Origin of the sequence: Streptococcus oralis subsp. tigurinus, from assembly GCF_002096275.1 — a bacterium.
GTDB lineage: Bacteria > Bacillota > Bacilli > Lactobacillales > Streptococcaceae > Streptococcus > Streptococcus oralis_CN.
The window spans coordinates 239,986-258,376 of sequence record NZ_NCUG01000017.1; the positions used below are offsets into that span (position 1 = coordinate 239,986).

Below are 18,391 nucleotides of genomic sequence, written 5' to 3' on the forward strand. Positions count from 1 at the left end.
AAGAAAGGAGAGCAGTCCATGAAATTAGTAGCTATTGTTGGAACTAATGCAAAAAAATCCTATAATCGCAACCTGTTGCAATTTATGAAAAGACATTTTGCTCAGAAAGCGGATATTGAGATTTTAGAAATAACAGATGTACCAATGTTCAATGAAACAGATGATCAAACAGATACACCTATTATTCAGAAGTTTAATAAAGCTATTTCAGAAGCTGATGGTGTCATTATCTCGACACCCGAGCACAATCATACGATTCCATCAAGTTTGAATAGCTTGCTCGAGTGGTTGTCTTTTAACATTCATCCACTAGACGGAAAGCCGACAATGATTGTCGGAGCTTCCTACGATATTCAAGGTTCTTCACGTGCCCAACTTCATCTTCGTCAGATTTTGGATGCTCCTGGGGTAAATGCAACAGTTATGCCAGGTAGTGAGTTTTTACTTGGTCGAGCGCATCGAGCGTTTGATGACAATGGAGATTTGATTGATGAGCGAACCGTTGATTTCCTAGATAGTTGTTTTTATCGCTTCCTTCGCTTTGTATCTATTACAAACCAACTAAACCTTCCTGAAGAAGTTCGATTTGAACCGGGGACTTACCATGTTACAACTGAAGGTCATAATGGTAAATTACCAATGGATGTAACGGTTTCTGAGGACCGTATTGAAAAAATCGAAATCGATTCTTCTGGAGAATCTTCAGGAATCGCAGATGTCGTCTTTACCCGTATTCCAGCAGAAATCATTGAGGGGCAAACATTAAACGTTGACGCGGTGTCAGGAGCTTCTGTGACTTCAAATGGTGTTTTAGATGGAGTTGCGCATGCAGTCAAACAAGCGGGTGCAAATCCAGATGTTTTACGCAAGCGTTCAAAAGCGCCATCTGCCCTAGATAAAGAAGATAAAACCTATCAGGCAGACGTTGTCATCGTTGGAGGTGGAGGAGCTGGTTTAGCTGCGGCTGCTGCAGTCTTACAAGCTGGTAAGAAGCCGATTATTGTTGAGAAATTCCCAGCAATTGGAGGAAATACTGTTCGTGCAGGTGGTCCAATGAATGCACCAGATCCAGCATGGCAAGGAACCTTCGCAGCTCATCCAGGTGAGGCACATACGCTTCAAGAATTGATTGCGACAGATGAATCAACGATTGACCCAGAATATTTAGAGGACTTTAGAGCCTTGAAAGTTGAGGTTGAACAGTATTTACAGGACCCGAGCTATTTGTTTGACTCTACCTTACTTTACCGTATCCAAACCTATATCGGTGGGAAACGAAAAGATTTACAAGGAAATGAAATTCATGGCCAATACGATTTAGTATCTGTTTTAACCGAACGGGCCCTAGAGTCTGTTCGTTGGTTGGAAGACATTGGTGTTGAATTTGTTCGTAGCGAAGTGACAATGCCAGTTGGAGCCCTTTGGCGTCGTGGTCATAAGCCGGTTCAACCAATGGGGTATGCCTTTATATCCGTCTTACAAAAATATGTTCTAGAAAATGGAGGCAAAATCTTGACTGACTCTCCAGTTAAAGAATTGCTTGTAAAAGACGGGGCTGTCAAGGGTGTCAGAGCAGAAGGTCGAAACGGTCAAACCATCATTGTCAATGCAGATGCTGTTGTTCTAGCTTCTGGAGGATTTGGTGCCAATACCAAGATGCTACAAAAATACAATACCTACTGGACTGAAATTGCAGATGATATTGCCACATCTAATACACCAGCTGTAACAGGGGATGGTATTCTTTTAGGTCAAAGTGTAGGTGCAGATTTGGTGGGTATGGGCTTTAGTCAAATGATGCCAGTATCCGATCCAGTGACAGGAGCTCTCTTCTCAGGACTTCAAGTTCCTCCAGCTAACTTCATCATGGTAAATACTCAAGGGAAGCGATTTGTAGATGAGTACGGTAGCCGAGACAAGCTATCTCAAGCGGCGATTGATAATGGTGGCTTGTTCTACTTGATTGCGGATGACCGCATCAAGGAAACTGCCTACAACACTAGCCAAGAAAAAATCGATGCCCAAGTCAAGGCAGGAACTCTCTATCGTGCAGATACGATAGAAGAGTTGGCGGTTCAGATTGGTATGGATCCACAAGTTCTAGTGGAAACGATTAAGAATTACAATTCCTATGTAGATGCAGGTTTTGATCCTGAATTTAATAAAGGAAGTTTTGATCTCAAGTGTGAGGTTGCGCCATTTTACGCAACACCGAGAAAACCGGCCGTTCACCATACAATGGGTGGACTCAAGATTGATACTTCAACACACGTTTTGAACGAAAAAGGTCAGATTATTCCTGGTTTGTATGCTGCCGGAGAAGTCGCAGGTGGACTCCATGCAGGTAACCGTCTAGGAGGAAATTCGCTTACGGATATCTTTACTTTTGGACGTATTGCAGGTCAAACAGCTGTTCAAGAAAATTGTTAGTAATGGATTTAAAAATTAAGGGAATTTTAAGTCTCCTTGTGTATTATATAATCATTAAATAAAGACCTCCTAATACTCTTCGAAAATCTCATCAACCTTCGTTAGAGTCGACTTAGCTAACCATAGTTATGCTTGCGTCTATCTGCCTAGTCTGATTTCGATTTTCATTGAGTACCCTTTATTTAATGAAATCCTAAACTTTTCTTTTTCATAATAATCTCCCTAAAGAAGTCACCCAATCAGGTGGCTTTTTTGTTTGTAGGCTGGATTTTTGCTATAATAGGAGCATGAGTAGAATTTTAGATTATGAAATCATGGGTGATGAGGAGTTGGTAGAACGTACCCTCCGTCCCCAATATTTACGTGAATATATTGGGCAGGATAAGGTCAAGGACCAGCTCCAAATCTTTATCGAAGCCGCCAAAATGCGGGATGAAGCACTGGATCATGTACTCTTATTTGGGCCTCCAGGTTTGGGGAAAACGACCATGGCCTTTGTTATTGCCAACGAACTGGGAGTCAATCTCAAGCAGACCTCTGGGCCTGTCATTGAAAAAGCGGGTGACTTGGTAGCGATTTTGAATGATTTGGAACCTGGAGACGTCCTCTTTATTGACGAGATTCATCGCCTGCCCATGTCGGTGGAAGAGGTACTTTATAGTGCCATGGAGGACTTTTACATCGACATTATGATTGGGGCTGGTGAAGGCAGTCGTAGTGTACATCTGGATTTGCCACCTTTTACCTTGATTGGTGCGACGACAAGGGCGGGGATGCTTTCAAATCCTCTACGGGCACGTTTTGGGATTACAGGTCATATGGAATACTATGCCCACGCTGACTTGACGGAAATTGTTGAGCGGACGGCTGATATTTTTGAGATGAAAATTACCCATGAGGCAGCTGCAGAGCTGGCCTTACGCAGTCGAGGAACTCCCCGTATCGCTAATCGCCTCCTTAAGCGCGTGCGCGACTTTGCACAGATTATGGGTGATGGCTTGATTGATGATGTGATTACGGATAAGGCCTTGACCATGCTGGATGTAGACCACGAAGGCTTAGACTATGTGGACCAGAAAATCCTTCGTACCATGATTGAGATGTACGGTGGTGGTCCTGTAGGACTGGGAACCCTTTCTGTTAATATTGCCGAGGAGCGTGAGACGGTAGAAGATATGTATGAACCTTACCTAATCCAAAAAGGCTTTATCATGCGGACAAGGTCTGGACGGGTGGCGACAGCTAAGGCATATGAGCATTTAGGGTATGAATACAATGAAAAATGAGCACGAAATTCTAGAGGCTTTCAGAGAAAATCCGGATATGATGACCATTCTGACCATCCTTCGTGACCTTGATCTGAAAGACTCGTGGTTGGCGGCAGGTTCGGTCCGAAATTTCATCTGGAATCTCTTGTCAGATAAATCAGCCTTTGACCGTGAAACGGATGTGGATGTGATTTTCTTTGATCCAGATGTTTCTTATGAGGAAACGGTATCCCTAGAGAAAAAGCTGAGAGAGGACTTTCCTCAGTATCAGTGGGAGTTGAAAAATCAGGTCTATATGCATCTGCACAGTCCCCACACAGCGCCTTACACGAGTTCTCGTGATGCCATGAGTAAATATCCGGAACGCTGTACGGCGATAGGCCTTCGCTTGCATGCCGATGCAACTTTAGAGCTCTTTGCCCCCTATGGTTTAGAGGATGTTTTAAAGTTTCAAGTTTCTCCGACTCCTCATTTCTTAGAGAATGAGGACCGGATGGAGCTCTATCAAGAACGCTTGTCCAAGAAAAAGTGGCAAGAAAAATGGGAAAATCTCACTTTTTCAAAAAAACTTAAGAAAAATTTAAGTTAGGAACAGTATACTAAGTCCATAAGTTAAGAGGAACTTAACTTAAACTCCTAAAACTTTTTCATAATAATCTCCCTATAAAACTAAGTCGCCCAATCAGGCGGCTTATTTTTTGTTACTTACAAGTAATGATAGTAACTTAGCAATAGAAGAAAATAGGGAAGTATGGTATAATAAAACGATAGATTTTTGAATAGGAATAAGATCATGTTTGGATTTTTTAAGAAAGATAAAGCTGCAGAAGTAGAGGTTCCAATACAGGTTCCTAATCATATTGGCATCATCATGGATGGGAATGGTCGCTGGGCTAAGAGACGCATGCAACCACGGGTTTTCGGACACAAGGCAGGGATGGAATCCCTTCAAAAGGTGACCAAGGCAGCCAACAAACTGGGCGTTAAGGTTATTACGGTCTATGCTTTTTCTACGGAAAATTGGACTCGTCCGAATCAGGAAGTCAAGTTTATCATGAACTTGCCAGTCGAGTTTTATGACAACTATGTTCCTGAATTGCATGCAAATAATGTTAAAATTCAGATGATTGGTGAGACGGACCGTCTGCCTAAGCCGACTTTTGAAGCTTTGACAAAAGCAGAGGAATTGACTAAGAACAATACGGGTTTGATTCTCAATTTTGCCCTTAACTATGGTGGACGTGCTGAGATTACACAGGCTGTTAAGCTGATTTCTCAGGATGTTTTAGATGCGAAAATCAATCCGGGTGATATCACAGAGGAATTGATTGGCAACTATCTCTTCACCCAACATTTGCCTAAGGATGTGCGAGATCCGGACTTGATTATTCGTACCAGTGGAGAATTACGCTTGAGCAATTTTCTTCCATGGCAGGGAGCCTATAGTGAGCTCTATTTTACGGATACCTTGTGGCCTGATTTTGACGAGGAAGCTTTACAGGAAGCAATTCTTGCCTATAATCGTCGTCATCGCCGATTTGGAGGAGTTTAGGAGAAAATATGACCAAGGATTTACAAGAGAGAACACTATTTGCTGGACTGGCTCTGGTTATCTTCCTTCCCGTCTTGTTTGTTGGCGGGCTCCTGTTGCAGATAGGGATTGGCTTGTTAGCAATGCTAGGCGTCCATGAGCTCCTGCACATGAAGGGACTAAAGACTATGACCATTGAGGGCACCTTGACCCTCCTTGCAACCTTTGCCCTCACAATCCCCTTAGAAAATTACCTAACTTTTTTGCCGGTTGATGGCAATGTAGTTGCCTACAGTGTTTTGATTACAATTATGTTAGGGACGACCGTTTTCAGTAAAAGCTATACGATTGAAGATGCCGCCTTTCCGATTGCTGTGAGTTTTTATGTTGGTTTTGGCTTCAATGCCTTACTAGATGCTCGTATAGCTGGATTTGATAAGGTTCTTCTGGCTCTCTTTATCGTTTGGGCGACAGATAGTGCAGCTTATCTGACGGGGGTGAATTTTGGCAAGCATAAGTTAGCCCCGAGAGTTTCTCCTAATAAGAGTATTGAGGGCTTTGTTGGGGGTATTCTAGGTGCGGTATTGATAACAGTACTCTTCATGCTAGTGGACAGTACAGTTGCTCTTCCCTATGGAATTTATAGGATGAGTCTTTTTGCCGCCTTCTTCAGTGTGGCAGGCCAGTTTGGTGACTTGATTGAGAGTGCCATGAAACGCCATTTTGGTGTCAAGGATTCTGGAAAATTTATCCCTGGACATGGCGGTGTGTTGGATCGCTTTGACAGCATGCTGATTGTATTTCCAATGATGCACTTATTTGGCCTGTTTTAAAGAAAGGAAGATTGAATGATTGGATTGCTAACCTTTATCCTGGTTTTTGGGATTATCGTGGTGGTGCATGAGTTTGGACATTTTTATTTTGCCAAGAAATCAGGCATTTTAGTCCGTGAGTTTGCTATTGGTATGGGCCCTAAGATTTTTGCCCATATCGGTAAGGACGGTACTGCTTATACCATTCGGATCCTTCCTTTAGGAGGGTATGTTCGTATGGCTGGTTGGGGTGACGATGCGACGGAGATTAAGACAGGAACTCCGGTCAGTTTAACACTTGCAGAGGATGGTAAGGTCAAACGGATCAATCTATCTGGGAAGAAACTGGATCAAACAGCTCTCCCTATGCAGGTAACCCAGTTTGACTTTGAAGACAAGCTCTTCATTAAAGGCTTGGTCTTGGAAGAAGAAAAGATTTTTGCAGTGGATCATGATGCGACGGTTGTTGAAGAAGACGGAACCGAAGTGCGCATTGCCCCTCTGGATGTACAGTATCAAAATGCTTCTATCTGGGGCAAGCTCATCACCAACTTTGCAGGTCCTATGAATAACTTTATCTTAGGAGTTGTTGTTTTTTGGATCCTGATCTTTTTGCAAGGCGGTGTTAGAGATACTCAAACCAATCTCTTTCATGTCATGCCTGAGGGAGCTTTGGCTAAGGTAGGTGTAGCTGAGACCGCCCAAATTACCAAGATCGGCTCGCATGAGGTTAAGAATTGGCAAGACTTGACCCAGGCTGTGGAAGCAGATACCAAGGACAAGACCGCCCCGACCTTAGATGTGACCATTTCTGAAAATGGTAGCGAAAAACAAGTCACGGTGACTCCAGAAGAGAATCAAGGGCGTTACATTCTCGGGGTTCAACCGGGAGTCAAGTCAGACTTTCTATCCATGTTTGTTGGTGGATTTACAACTGCTGCTGACTCAGGGCTCCGTATCCTTTCGGCTCTGAAAAACTTGATTTTCCATCCAGATTTGAACAAACTCGGTGGTCCCGTTGCTATTTTTAAGGCAAGTAGCGATGCTGCTAAAAATGGTCTTGAGAATGTCCTTTACTTCTTAGCTATGATTTCCATCAATATCGGGATTTTTAACTTGATCCCTATCCCAGCTTTGGATGGTGGAAAGATTGTGCTCAATATCCTAGAGGCTATCCGCCGGAAACCCCTTAAACAAGAAATTGAAACCTATGTCACCATGGCTGGTGTAGTTATCATGGTTGCCTTGATGCTAGCTGTGACCTGGAATGACATTATGCGACTCTTCTTTTAGATAATCGAGGAATATTATGAAACAAAGTAAAATGCTAATCCCTACGCTTCGCGAAATGCCAAGTGATGCTCAAGTTATCAGCCACGCCCTTATGTTGCGTGCTGGTTATGTTCGTCAAGTTTCTGCTGGTGTTTATTCTTACCTACCACTCGCTAACCGTGTGATTGAAAAGGCTAAGAACATCATGCGCCAAGAGTTTGATAAGATTGGTGCGGTGGAAATGTTGGCTCCTGCCCTTCTCAGTGCCGATCTTTGGCGCGAATCAGGTCGTTATGAAACCTATGGTGAAGACCTTTATAAACTGAAAAACCGTGAAAAGTCAGACTTTATCCTAGGTCCGACACACGAAGAAACTTTTACGGCTATTGTTCGTGACTCTGTGAAATCTTACAAGCAATTGCCACTCAACCTTTACCAAATCCAACCGAAATACCGTGATGAAAAACGTCCACGTAACGGACTTCTCCGTACGCGTGAATTTATCATGAAAGATGGATATAGTTTCCATGCTAATTACGATAGTTTGGATGTGACTTATGACGAGTACAAGGCGGCCTATGAACGAATTTTCACTCGTAGTGGTTTGGATTTCAAGGCTATCATCGGTGACGGTGGTGCCATGGGTGGTAAGGATAGCCAAGAATTTATGGCCATCACTCCTGCTCGTACAGACCTTGACCGCTGGGTTGTCTTGGACAAGTCAGTTGCCTCATTTGACGAAATTCCTGCAGAAGTGCAAGAAGAAATCAAGGCAGAATTGCTCAAATGGATGGTTTCTGGTGAAGACACCATTGCCTACTCAAGTGAGTCTAGCTATGCAGCTAACTTAGAAATGGCAACAAACGAGTACAAACCAAGCAACCGTGTCGTTGCGGAAGAAGAAGTAACTCGCGTGGAAACACCAGGTGTTAAATCTATTGACGAAGTCGCAGCCTTCCTAAATGTCCCAGAAGAACAAACAATCAAAACCCTCTTCTACATGGCAGATGGTGAGCTTGTTGCAGCCCTTCTAGTTGGAAATGACCAACTCAATGAAGTCAAGTTGAAGAACCACTTGGGTGCAGATTTCTTTGATGTTGCGAGCGAGGAAGAAGTAGCAAATGTTATCCCAGCTGGCTTTGGTTCACTTGGTCCAGTTGGTTTGCCAGAAAATGTGAAAATCATTGCAGACCGTAAGGTGCAAGATGTTCGCAATGCTGTTGTGGGGGCTAACGAAGATGGCTACCACTTGACGGGTGTGAACCCAGGTCGTGACTTTACTGCAGAATACGTGGATATCCGCGAAGTTCGTGAGGGTGAAATTTCACCAGACGGACAAGGTGTTCTTAACTTCGCGCGTGGTATCGAGATCGGTCATATTTTCAAACTCGGAACTCGCTACTCAGCAAGCATGGGTGCGGATGTCTTGGACGAAAATGGACGTGCGATCCCAATCATCATGGGCTGCTACGGTATCGGTGTTAGTCGTCTCCTTTCAGCGGTTATGGAGCAACATGCTCGACTCTTTGTCAACAAAACGCCTAAAGGGGAATATCGTTATGCTTGGGGAGTTAACTTCCCTAAAGAATTGGCACCATTTGATGTGCACCTGATCACTGTCAATGTCAAAGACGAAGAAGCACAAGCCTTGACAGATAAACTTGAAGCTAACTTGATGGATGCTGGTTACGAAGTCTTGACAGACGACCGTAACGAACGTGTCGGAGTGAAGTTTAGCGATAGTGACTTGATTGGTCTGCCAATCCGTATCACTGTTGGGAAGAAAGCAGCCGATGGCATCGTAGAAGTTAAGATTAAGGCGACTGGTGACACCATCGAAGTTCACGCAGACAACTTGCTCGAAACCCTTGAAATCCTAAGCAAGAAATAAAAACTATAATCAGAAGAAAAACAAGGCAAAAATGTAACTAGTTTTTACCTTGTTTTTTCTATATAATGAGAGTGAATAAATACATAATCAAGTTAAGAGGTATAATAATGTTAAAATTTCCAAAGGATTTTGTCTGGGGTTCCTCTACTTCTGGACCACAGACAGAAGGTCGTGTACCTGGTGACGGAAAGGGAGACAATCTCTGGGATTATTGGTTCCAAGTAGAGCCAAATCGCTACTACAATGGGATTGGACCTGACAAAACATCAACTTTCTATGAAAACTGGGAAAAGGATATTGAGCTTTTGGTAGAGACTGGGCATACAGCCTTCCGAACTTCTATCCAGTGGTCTCGTATTTTCCCACAGGGCCGTGGAGAAGTCAATCCACAAGGTGTGGTTTTCTACCGTCAGGTCTTTGAAGCGATTAAGGCCAAGGGGATTCGTCTCTTAGTCAATCTCTATCACTTTGACCTGCCTTTTGCCCTCCAAGAAGATGGGGATGGTTGGGAAAATAAGACAACCGTCAAGACTTATGAAGACTATGCTCGTTTTTGTTTTGAGACTTATGGTGACTTGGTGGACCAATGGATCACCTTCAATGAACCCATCGTTCCTGTAGAATTTGGCTATTTTTACGATGCCCACTATCCTCACAAGGTAGATGCCAAAGCGGCGGTTAAGGTTGCTTATCATACGCAACTGGCTAGCAGTCTTGCGGTTAAGGTCTGTCATGAAGTTTTGCCTGATTCCAAGATTGGAATTGTCCTTAACTTGACACCAGCCTATCCACGTAGCCAGCATCCTGCAGATGTCAAGGCTGCTCGCATTGCCGACCTCTTCCAAGCCCAATCTTTCCTAGATCCGTCTGTCTTGGGGGCTTATCCACAGGAGTTGGTAGAAATCTTGTCTGAGCATGATTTGCTGCCAGATTCTACAGCTGAAGAGTTGGACCTTATTCGGGAGCATACTGTGGACTTTCTTGGAGTCAACTATTACCAACCCTTGCGCGTCATGGCTCCACGTTTTGCTAAACATCCTGATAGCCCGCTTTTGCCAGAGCATTTCTATGAGCCTTACGTCATGCCGGGCCGTAAAATCAATCCTCACCGCGGTTGGGAAATCTACGAGCAGGGGATTTATGATATCGCTCAAAATATCAAGGAAAATTATGGTAATATTGAGTGGATGCTGACAGAGAATGGCATGGGTGTTGAAGGGGAAGAAAAATTCCGTCAAGATGGGATGATTCAAGACGACTATCGTATTGACTTTATAAAAGGACATCTGCGTGAACTCCACCGTGCCATTGAAGACGGGGCCAACTGTAAGGGTTACTTGATTTGGACCTTTATAGACTGCTGGTCATGGCTCAACAGCTATAAAAATCGTTATGGTTTGATTGAACTTGACTTGGAAACACAGGAACGTCGCCTGAAGAAATCAGGCCATTGGTTCAAAGAACTCAGCGACCATAATGGATTTTAAGAATAAAAAGAGTGAGATGGTGTTCATCTCACTTTTTATTACAATATCATCACCAAGATCCCAATCGTAATCAGGATACAGCCAATAACTGTTTTAAACGTCAGGACATCCTGTAGGAAGAAAAAGGCTAGAACGAGGGTAATGACGAGACTGAATTTATCGACAGCAGATACCTCAGTCGCATTGCCCATCTGTAGGGCCTTGTAGTAGCAGAGCCAGGAGGCGCCAGTGGCTAGACCAGATAAGATGAGAAAGAGCCAACTTTTTCTACTGATGTTGACAATTTCGGTCTGACTATTGGTAAAGAAAACCATGGCCCAGGCCATAAGAATGACGACGACCGTACGAATAGCAGTTGCTAGATTGGATGGAACTCCCTCGATCCCAATCTTGGCTAAAATTGATGTTAAGGCTGCAAAGATAGCAGATAAAAGTGCGAAGAAAAACCACATGGCAAATACCTCCTCTTTTTATTATAAGTAATTGATGCTGACTTGTCAGGTATCAAGTGAAATCTTGATAAAATACCAGATAGAAAAACTATACCAATTTTTATTCTTGACAAGTGAGAAAAACAAGTATATACTGTTTTTGCTGATTCCGTAAAGTGAGAATTAGACTATACCAATTCAAGGAGAAAGCACAGCTGGTCTGTGTCGTATATACTATGTGTGGAATTGTTGGTGTTGTTGGAAACACAAATGCAACTGATATTTTGATTCAAGGGCTTGAAAAGCTCGAATACCGTGGCTATGATTCTGCGGGGATTTTTGTCCTAGGTGGTGCTGAAAATCATCTAGTTAAGGCTGTCGGTCGTATCGCAGAATTGTCTGCCAAGACAGCAGGTGTTGAGGGGACAACTGGTATCGGACATACGCGTTGGGCGACTCACGGAAAACCAACTGAGGATAATGCTCACCCACACCGCTCTGAGACAGGACGTTTTGTCTTGGTGCACAATGGGGTGATTGAAAACTACCTTGAAATCAAGGGAGAATACCTTGCAGGTCACCACTTCAAGGGGCAAACCGATACGGAAATCGCTGTTCACTTGATTGGGAAATTTGCAGAAGAAGAAGGTCTCTCAGTTCTAGAAGCCTTCAAAAAAGCCCTTCACATCATCCGTGGTTCTTATGCCTTTGCCTTGATTGACTCTGAAAATCCAGATGTCATCTATGTCGCTAAGAACAAATCACCACTCTTGATTGGTCTTGGGGAAGGTTATAACATGGTCTGCTCAGATGCTATGGCTATGATTCGTGAGACCAACCAATACATGGAAATCCATGACCAAGAGTTGGTTATCGTGAAAGCTGATAGCGTTGAAGTTCAAGACTATGATGGCAATCGCCGTGAACGTACTAGCTATACTGCGGAACTTGACTTGTCAGATATCGGTAAGGGAACTTACCCTTACTACATGCTCAAGGAAATTGATGAGCAGCCAACGGTTATGCGTAAACTCATCCAAGCCTACACAGATGAGGCAGGTCAAGTTGTCGTAGATCCAGCTATCATCAAGGCTGTTCAAGATGCAGACCGCATCTACATCCTTGCAGCTGGAACATCGTACCACGCAGGATTTGCTTCTAAGAAGATGTTGGAAGAATTGACAGATACACCAGTAGAACTTGGAATCTCATCTGAGTGGGGCTACGGTATGCCACTTCTCAGCAAGAAACCGCTCTTCATCTTTATCAGCCAGTCTGGTGAAACAGCTGACAGCCGTCAGGTTTTGGTTAAGGCTAATGAAATGGGGATTCCGAGTTTGACAGTGACAAACGTACCAGGCTCAACTCTTTCACGTGAAGCCAACCATACAATGCTTCTTCACGCGGGTCCTGAAATTGCTGTGGCGTCAACCAAGGCCTATACAGCGCAAATCGCAGCCCTTGCCTTCCTTGCAAAAGCAGTCGGAGAAGCAAACGGGAATGCCAAAGCGCAAGCCTTTGACCTGGTTCATGAGTTGTCAATCGTAGCTCAGTCTATCGAATCAACTCTTTCAGAAAAAGAAACCATTGATGCCAAGGTTCGTGAGCTTCTTGAAACCACTCGCAACGCCTTTTACATCGGACGTGGTCAAGACTACTATGTAGCCATGGAAGCCAGTCTTAAGCTCAAAGAGATTTCTTACATCCAATGTGAAGGCTTTGCGGCAGGAGAACTCAAGCACGGAACCATTGCCTTGATTGAAGATGGGACACCTGTCTTGGCTCTCTTGTCAGATCCAGTTCTTGCCAACCACACTCGTGGAAATATCCAAGAGGTCGCAGCCCGTGGTGCTAAGGTTCTCACTATTGCAGAAGAAAATGTTGCTAAAGAGACAGACGATATCGTCCTTACGACCGTCCACCCTTACCTCTCACCAATCTCAATGGTCGTACCAACGCAATTGGTCGCTTACTTTGCAACACTTCACCGTGGCCTTGATGTGGACAAACCACGTAACCTTGCTAAGTCAGTAACAGTAGAATAAACAAAGAAAGTCTAGTTGATCTAGGCTTTTTTGCTCTGTCTTGGTATCCTTGGGTAAGGAGGCACTGTATTAATGACTAAGTTATTTATCCTGAAAAGAAATCAAGTATTATTGCTATGCTAGTCTGGATCAGTCCCAAACTCAGAGGGAATCAAAAGAACAGAGAGAACGATTTTTGATAGTGTAGATAGAACTTCCATTCAGATGAAAGACTATGACAGCTACACACCGATTAATGGGGACTACAGTTTTGGTACAAGGGATAGAGCATACTTTCTAGGGAATATATACCAGCTTATACCAACTACAAGATAAAATAGCAAAAAAGGCGATTATCCAAGCGGAAATCGTCTTTTTGATATTTAGAATAAGTCCAGCCTAATATTTCCACCAAAATGTGGTTTTTCAAGAGCTATCTGTGCTAATTGATTGAGTGTTTGTTTACTATTTTCTTGATTATAGAATTTAAGTCCTTTGATGATAACTCCATCAATTTCATCTTCGAAAATCAAATCTTCTTGATGGTCGTTGATGTATGAAAGAAGTTCCTCCTTCCATCTATCTTTTTTTGCCAATTGTTCACCTTTGGGTTCAATGAAGATTTGAAGATAGTAATCCTTATTTTGAAGAAGTAGGATAAAGTCTGGTTGAAACCCTGAAAAATTGATTTCCCGTGGATTCTCTTCAAATTGGTGCAATTTCAATCGTTCAACTTTATCTGTCCCCTTTAGCATGTTTTCGTCCATTCGAACGAGGAAAACATCACCGTATTGTTCTCTTAGTTCATCAATGTGATTGGCGATAGCATTAACTAGATTTTCTTCATTTCTATTGATTATAGCAGATTGGTAAGCAAAAAAGTCAAATTTTTCAAAACTAATATTAGCTACTTTTTGTTCGATGAAGGAGCTACTCTGTTTAGCCGTATCATAATTAGGTATTCGTTTGCGATAATCAACGAGATATTCTGTAATTGGATATCCGATAAAGCGGTTCGTACCTCTTGCCTTGCGATAACCTGCCTTTATTTGGGCAGCCAGTAGGTTAAAAAAGTTATCAACAATTTTCAACTTTTCCATAGCGGAAAAATCTTCTACAATGGTTTCTTTTTCTGTTGTGACAGAGAGTGTAAGATTTTGCAAATCTAGCCAATTTTCTCCCCAAAAATCTTCCATAGACTTGAGATTTGGAAGATATCTTTTCAGATTTTCAAATCGGAAAAAGTTAGAGCGGCTAATTGATTTTTTAAAATAACGAATATCAATTCCCCTCAATTGGGACGTTTTTAACTCTATTGCTTCAGCTGAAAGGTAAGCTGTTTCATAGGTGGATTTTAAATAGGTTACATTGGCTAGCTTAGAAATTTCAATACCATATGCACGTAAATTTACATAGTGACTGTCAGGAATTTCCTCAGTTTCATTATAGTAAAGCTTACCTGTTTTAAAGATTTGGGTTTTCTTGAAAGAGGGTTTCAGTTTGATTTCAATTGGAGGATTTTTTTCATCAGTCCCAGTCGCAAGATTCATCTTATCAAGTGATGCCATCAAATTCTTAATGTATTGTGGCTCATTAAGGGTATGGTAGTGTAGTGTTTCCAACAAAAGACTTGCTGTTTCATCTGATTCATCAAATCGTCTTTGGTAAGAAATCTTTTGATTTAAGGAGAAAGGATTGTATCGCGCCCCACGTCCGATCAACTGAGCCTCGGAATTGGTTGATTTAGCATCTCTTTTATCATTCATTTTTCCCAAGTTGCTAATACGAACGATATCGTAAAGATTGAGGACATCCCAACCTTCTGTTAATTTTGCTACGGCAAAGACTACACGGTACAGATTATTGGGCGATTCAAGCGAATTGAGGGCTTGATACTGTCCTGTTTCTAGCAACCCTTTTGAGCCACTATCTGAATCATTTGCATTTAGAATTCTAGCTGGTGAAAAACCACGCTTAATTTCTCGAACAACAGTTGAAAGATCATCCTTTTCGAGATAATACTGATAAGCTAGCTGTAGAGTATGGCTTTGCTCTTCTGATACACTTCTCAATTGTGAAATAAGGAACGACCTTAAACTTTCTACAGTCAGACTATCAATCATCTCATTGAATAGATTATTTGCTTCATAGGAAGCATCAATTTTATGTGATTTGAAAAGAATGACTGGTTTTATCTCAATCCCAAATTTTTCTAGAGCAAATTTGCGACGATATTCACTCAGAAGAACGGTGCTAAGCATGTTATCTTCGTTGGAATTTCCCGTCTGAATGCGTCTTACATTTTTTGAATATCGCTCTTTGATGTATGAATCCAAGGTATAACGGTAAATAATCTTATCTCGATATTTTTGATAAATGGTCTCATCGTCAAAATCAAGTGTTGCGGTAAATTCTAGCAAGAGATTATCAGCATGTGCATGAAGAAGAGAAAGTAGGCTTTTTTCCCATGAGATTTTTTCCAATTCTGCTTTATTTTTCTTTTTCGTAGAAGCAGAATAGTGATGGGCTTCATCCGCCAGAATAATCATTTTTGTCTTCTGGTAATCTTTTAATGACATGATATTTTCTGCCTGTGTGAAGAGGTCATTTGTCAATGTTTGAATTGAAACAAATTTAATATTAATTACATTTTTATTAGGAAAATCTGGAAATCTTCCTGAAATCTGGTTGATAAAGATATGTTCCCCATTAATTTCTAAGTTAGAATTGAAAAGAAACTTAGTAGATTTAGCACTCGTTAGGTTATCAATAGTCTTATTCAGAACACCATTTGTATTCACTGTAAACAGAAAATTTTGATACCCTTTTTCTTTATAAAGATAGAGGATTAAACCAGCCATCAAATCAGTCTTTCCCGAACCAGTTGCCATATTGAACATCAGCTGTCTTGGTTTTCGAAACTTGAAAGTATCTGATGCTTGAGTGTAATGAAAATAGCGAATAGCTTCACTCTGATAAGAACGTGGTTCATGCTTGAGATTTTCTACAATATACTGTGGTAATTCCCAACCATGCTGTTCGTTCAAAATATCCATATCCAGCTGTTTCAATTCATCGAAGAGTTCAAAGATCAGTTCTTTTTTCTTTGCTTTTCTAACCATCATTTCTCTCCATAAAAACTCTTATTGAAATCATAATCTGATTGGGATAATTGCGATTTAATGGTTTCATCATCAATTTCAGAGTAGTTGTGATAGAGCTGGTTTTTGTCAATAATCTTCACAAGAATTTTTTTCTGCATTTCAAAATCTTCATCCCAGATAGATTGGTCGACTTCTTGTAAATCCACTCTGAAATCAAAATCAAGTGTGGCTTTCATGTCGTCAAAGATAGCCTTTAATTCATCAGAATGTTTAGAGTTAAGAACAGCATCAATAAAGGTTGCATTTTTGTCCATTAATTCAGCATAAATGAATGAACCACCGCCAGACCAAGCAACATCTTGAGAAATGCCACCTTGTTCTCCATCAATAACTTTCTTTAATCTCTCTACCGCTACGGTTTCAATATAATCCATTTGTTCAATACCGATGTACTGACGATTCATCTTGTGAGCAACTGCTGCAGTAGTTCCCGAACCCATAAAGAAGTCAAGGACAAGATCACCTTCATTTGTAGATAGTTCTAAGACGCGTTTAATTAACTCTTCTGGTTTTGGATTAGTAAATACTTCTTCTCCAAATAACTCCTGTTGGTGCTTTGTTGCAGAAGTATTTGTATTGGTTTCTCTCCAAGTAATACTATTAGGCTGAATTGTCCAAATTGAACTACTTGCCTTACCTTTACCTGCCATTTTTACTTCTGAATAATAGGCTTTAAGTTGTGGTTTTGATGTTCCGTTGACACCAAATCGAATACGATTATCAGCCAACCATCTTTCATAATTCTCTTTTGTAGTTCTCCAGCATCGTCCTTTTGGAGGTATGTAGATATCTCTGGTATTGGGATTGGTTATTTCATATTGAAGATTTTTTCGGATATTTGGAGCATCGAATGGTTCAAGCCTATATGGACCTCGTCCATCATTATCATCATACTTAAATGTTTCAATATCAAGAGCTAACCTAAAATCATTTTTATCAATGGCGTCTTTATTTTTAGCATAGACCAAAATATGATTACTGTTCATTGAAAACAAACCATCACTTGAAACTGAACTTCTAGCTTCCCAAGTAACATCGGCAATAAAGTTTTCAATTCCAAAAATCTCATCCATCATGACTTTAAGATAGTGAGTTCCTTCATCACTCATGCTTAAAAAAAGTAAACCATCATACGATAAAAGCTGATAAGCGATTGATAGCCTGTTCTTTAAGAAGGTTAACCAGCTGGATAAACTAAAATTAGAATTATAGGTAAACGTATCTGTCGGTTTAGTTTTCAGGAAGTAGTACGGTGGGTCAATATAAATCAATTTCACCTTTCCAGCAAATCGTTCTTTCAAACTATAGAGTGCTAGGAGATTATTTCCTTTTATAATTAGATTATCTGTATCCTGAATTTCTGAAGCTTCAAAAACACCATCTTTAGTATATTTCTTTGCATTTTTTAAAATCTTTTTATCTAGAAGAACATCAATTTCCTCTCGAGCAACTATCTCATTTAAAAAGGATTCTTCAGCATCTTCCTTCGATACATCATCTTTAGTCATACCAGCTTTTAAAATAGTATCTTTGTAAGGAAAATCTAGGACGACATCTGTCATTTCGTCTAAATAGTGATTATTTGTCGCTAATCCGATTTTATTGGTGTAACGCGTATAAGAGTTTGACCAATATTCATCAACTTCAAGCATTTGAATGATATCATTGATTTTCAAAATTGTCGCACCAGCAATATCCTCGGTAAATGCTTCATTTAGAATTGCATTTGTTAAGATGCTTTCCACCAATTCAGGTGTATACTTGTCTAAGTCTGTTATGATGGCATCCTTCTTCAAAAGTCCATCAACAATATAGCGTTCACTAAAACTTTCCACCACTTCACGAAGTGCCTGCTGAATCACTGTTTCCAATGTCTGACTCATACAAGCACCTCACTTTCATACACAACAGAAAAGACCTTCTCACAAAAATGTGAAAAAGTCTGTTTTAGGGCTTGACAAAAAATACGCTTGATTACATAATCAGCGTGAGCTGTGAGCTGTGAGCTGTGAGCTGTGAGCTGTGAGCTGTGAGCTGTGAGCTGTGAGCTGTGAGCTGTGAGCTGTGAGCTGTGAGCTGTG

At 41.3% G+C, this 18,391-nt stretch carries 12 protein-coding genes and 1 pseudogene; 9 read left to right on the top strand and 4 right to left on the bottom strand.

The window, feature by feature from the left end; genetic code table 11:
- The first annotated feature begins 18 nt into the window (after positions 1 to 18).
- The 8 genes from B7725_RS05080 to B7725_RS05115 all read left to right on the top strand — a co-directional run bounded on the left by B7725_RS05080 (position 19) and on the right by B7725_RS05115 (position 10,691).
- Positions 19 to 2,430 carry a flavocytochrome c gene (locus B7725_RS05080; RefSeq protein WP_084874903.1) on the top strand — a complete coding sequence of 804 codons (2,412 nt, stop codon included), beginning with the start codon at positions 19 to 21 and terminating at the stop codon, positions 2,428 to 2,430.
- Positions 2,431 to 2,717: 287 nt separating this feature from the next.
- Entirely contained in the window at positions 2,718 to 3,716 is a 999-nt protein-coding gene (ruvB, locus tag B7725_RS05085) for a Holliday junction branch migration DNA helicase RuvB (RefSeq protein ID WP_345788700.1), read from the top strand.
- Positions 3,697 to 4,287, top strand: a complete 591-nt coding sequence (locus B7725_RS05090; RefSeq protein WP_084874904.1) for a nucleotidyltransferase family protein — start codon at positions 3,697 to 3,699, stop codon at positions 4,285 to 4,287. Before ruvB ends, B7725_RS05090 begins: the two co-directional genes overlap by 20 nt.
- Before the next feature lie 204 nt (positions 4,288 to 4,491).
- Positions 4,492 to 5,250 carry an isoprenyl transferase gene (locus tag B7725_RS05095; RefSeq protein WP_084874906.1) on the top strand — a complete coding sequence of 253 codons (759 nt, stop codon included), beginning with the start codon at positions 4,492 to 4,494 and terminating at the stop codon, positions 5,248 to 5,250.
- 8 nt (positions 5,251 to 5,258) lie between these two features.
- The gene (locus tag B7725_RS05100) at positions 5,259 to 6,062 is read left to right on the top strand and encodes a phosphatidate cytidylyltransferase (RefSeq protein ID WP_084874908.1); all 804 of its coding nucleotides are present in this window, start codon (positions 5,259 to 5,261) and stop codon (positions 6,060 to 6,062) included.
- Positions 6,063 to 6,077: 15 nt separating this feature from the next.
- A complete protein-coding gene (rseP, locus tag B7725_RS05105) occupies positions 6,078 to 7,334 on the top strand; it encodes an RIP metalloprotease RseP (RefSeq protein WP_084874910.1) in 1,257 nt (418 codons plus the stop codon).
- Between the two features lie 16 nt (positions 7,335 to 7,350).
- Positions 7,351 to 9,204, top strand: a complete 1,854-nt coding sequence (locus B7725_RS05110; RefSeq protein WP_084874911.1) for a proline--tRNA ligase — start codon at positions 7,351 to 7,353, stop codon at positions 9,202 to 9,204.
- Positions 9,205 to 9,311: 107 nt separating this feature from the next.
- On the top strand, positions 9,312 to 10,691 hold the full coding sequence (locus tag B7725_RS05115) for a glycoside hydrolase family 1 protein (RefSeq protein WP_084874913.1): 1,380 nt from the start codon (positions 9,312 to 9,314) through the stop codon (positions 10,689 to 10,691).
- A 38-nt stretch (positions 10,692 to 10,729) separates the two neighbouring features.
- Here the strand turns inward: B7725_RS05115 and B7725_RS05120 are convergent, their stop codons facing one another.
- Positions 10,730 to 11,143, bottom strand: coding sequence for an EamA family transporter (locus B7725_RS05120; RefSeq protein WP_084874915.1), 414 nt, complete (start codon positions 11,141 to 11,143; stop codon positions 10,730 to 10,732).
- 215 nt (positions 11,144 to 11,358) lie between these two features.
- Between B7725_RS05120 and glmS the strand changes: the two genes are divergently transcribed.
- Positions 11,359 to 13,167 carry a glutamine--fructose-6-phosphate transaminase (isomerizing) gene (glmS, locus tag B7725_RS05125; protein WP_084874916.1) on the top strand — a complete coding sequence of 603 codons (1,809 nt, stop codon included), beginning with the start codon at positions 11,359 to 11,361 and terminating at the stop codon, positions 13,165 to 13,167.
- Between the two features lie 362 nt (positions 13,168 to 13,529).
- Here glmS and B7725_RS05130 read toward each other — a convergent pair whose 3' ends face one another.
- The 3 genes and pseudogenes from B7725_RS05130 to B7725_RS10030 form a co-directional block, all read right to left on the bottom strand.
- Positions 13,530 to 16,268: a DEAD/DEAH box helicase family protein gene (locus B7725_RS05130; RefSeq protein ID WP_084874918.1), complete on the bottom strand. Its 2,739-nt coding sequence runs from the start codon at positions 16,266 to 16,268 to the stop codon at positions 13,530 to 13,532.
- Complete coding sequence (locus B7725_RS05135) at positions 16,268 to 18,193, bottom strand: site-specific DNA-methyltransferase (RefSeq protein ID WP_084874919.1); 1,926 nt, start codon at positions 18,191 to 18,193, stop codon at positions 16,268 to 16,270. Before B7725_RS05135 ends, B7725_RS05130 begins: the two co-directional genes overlap by 1 nt.
- Positions 18,190 to 18,391, bottom strand: a pseudogene (locus tag B7725_RS10030) (hypothetical protein); the annotation flags it as partial. The gene B7725_RS05135 and the pseudogene B7725_RS10030, both read right to left, overlap by 4 nt.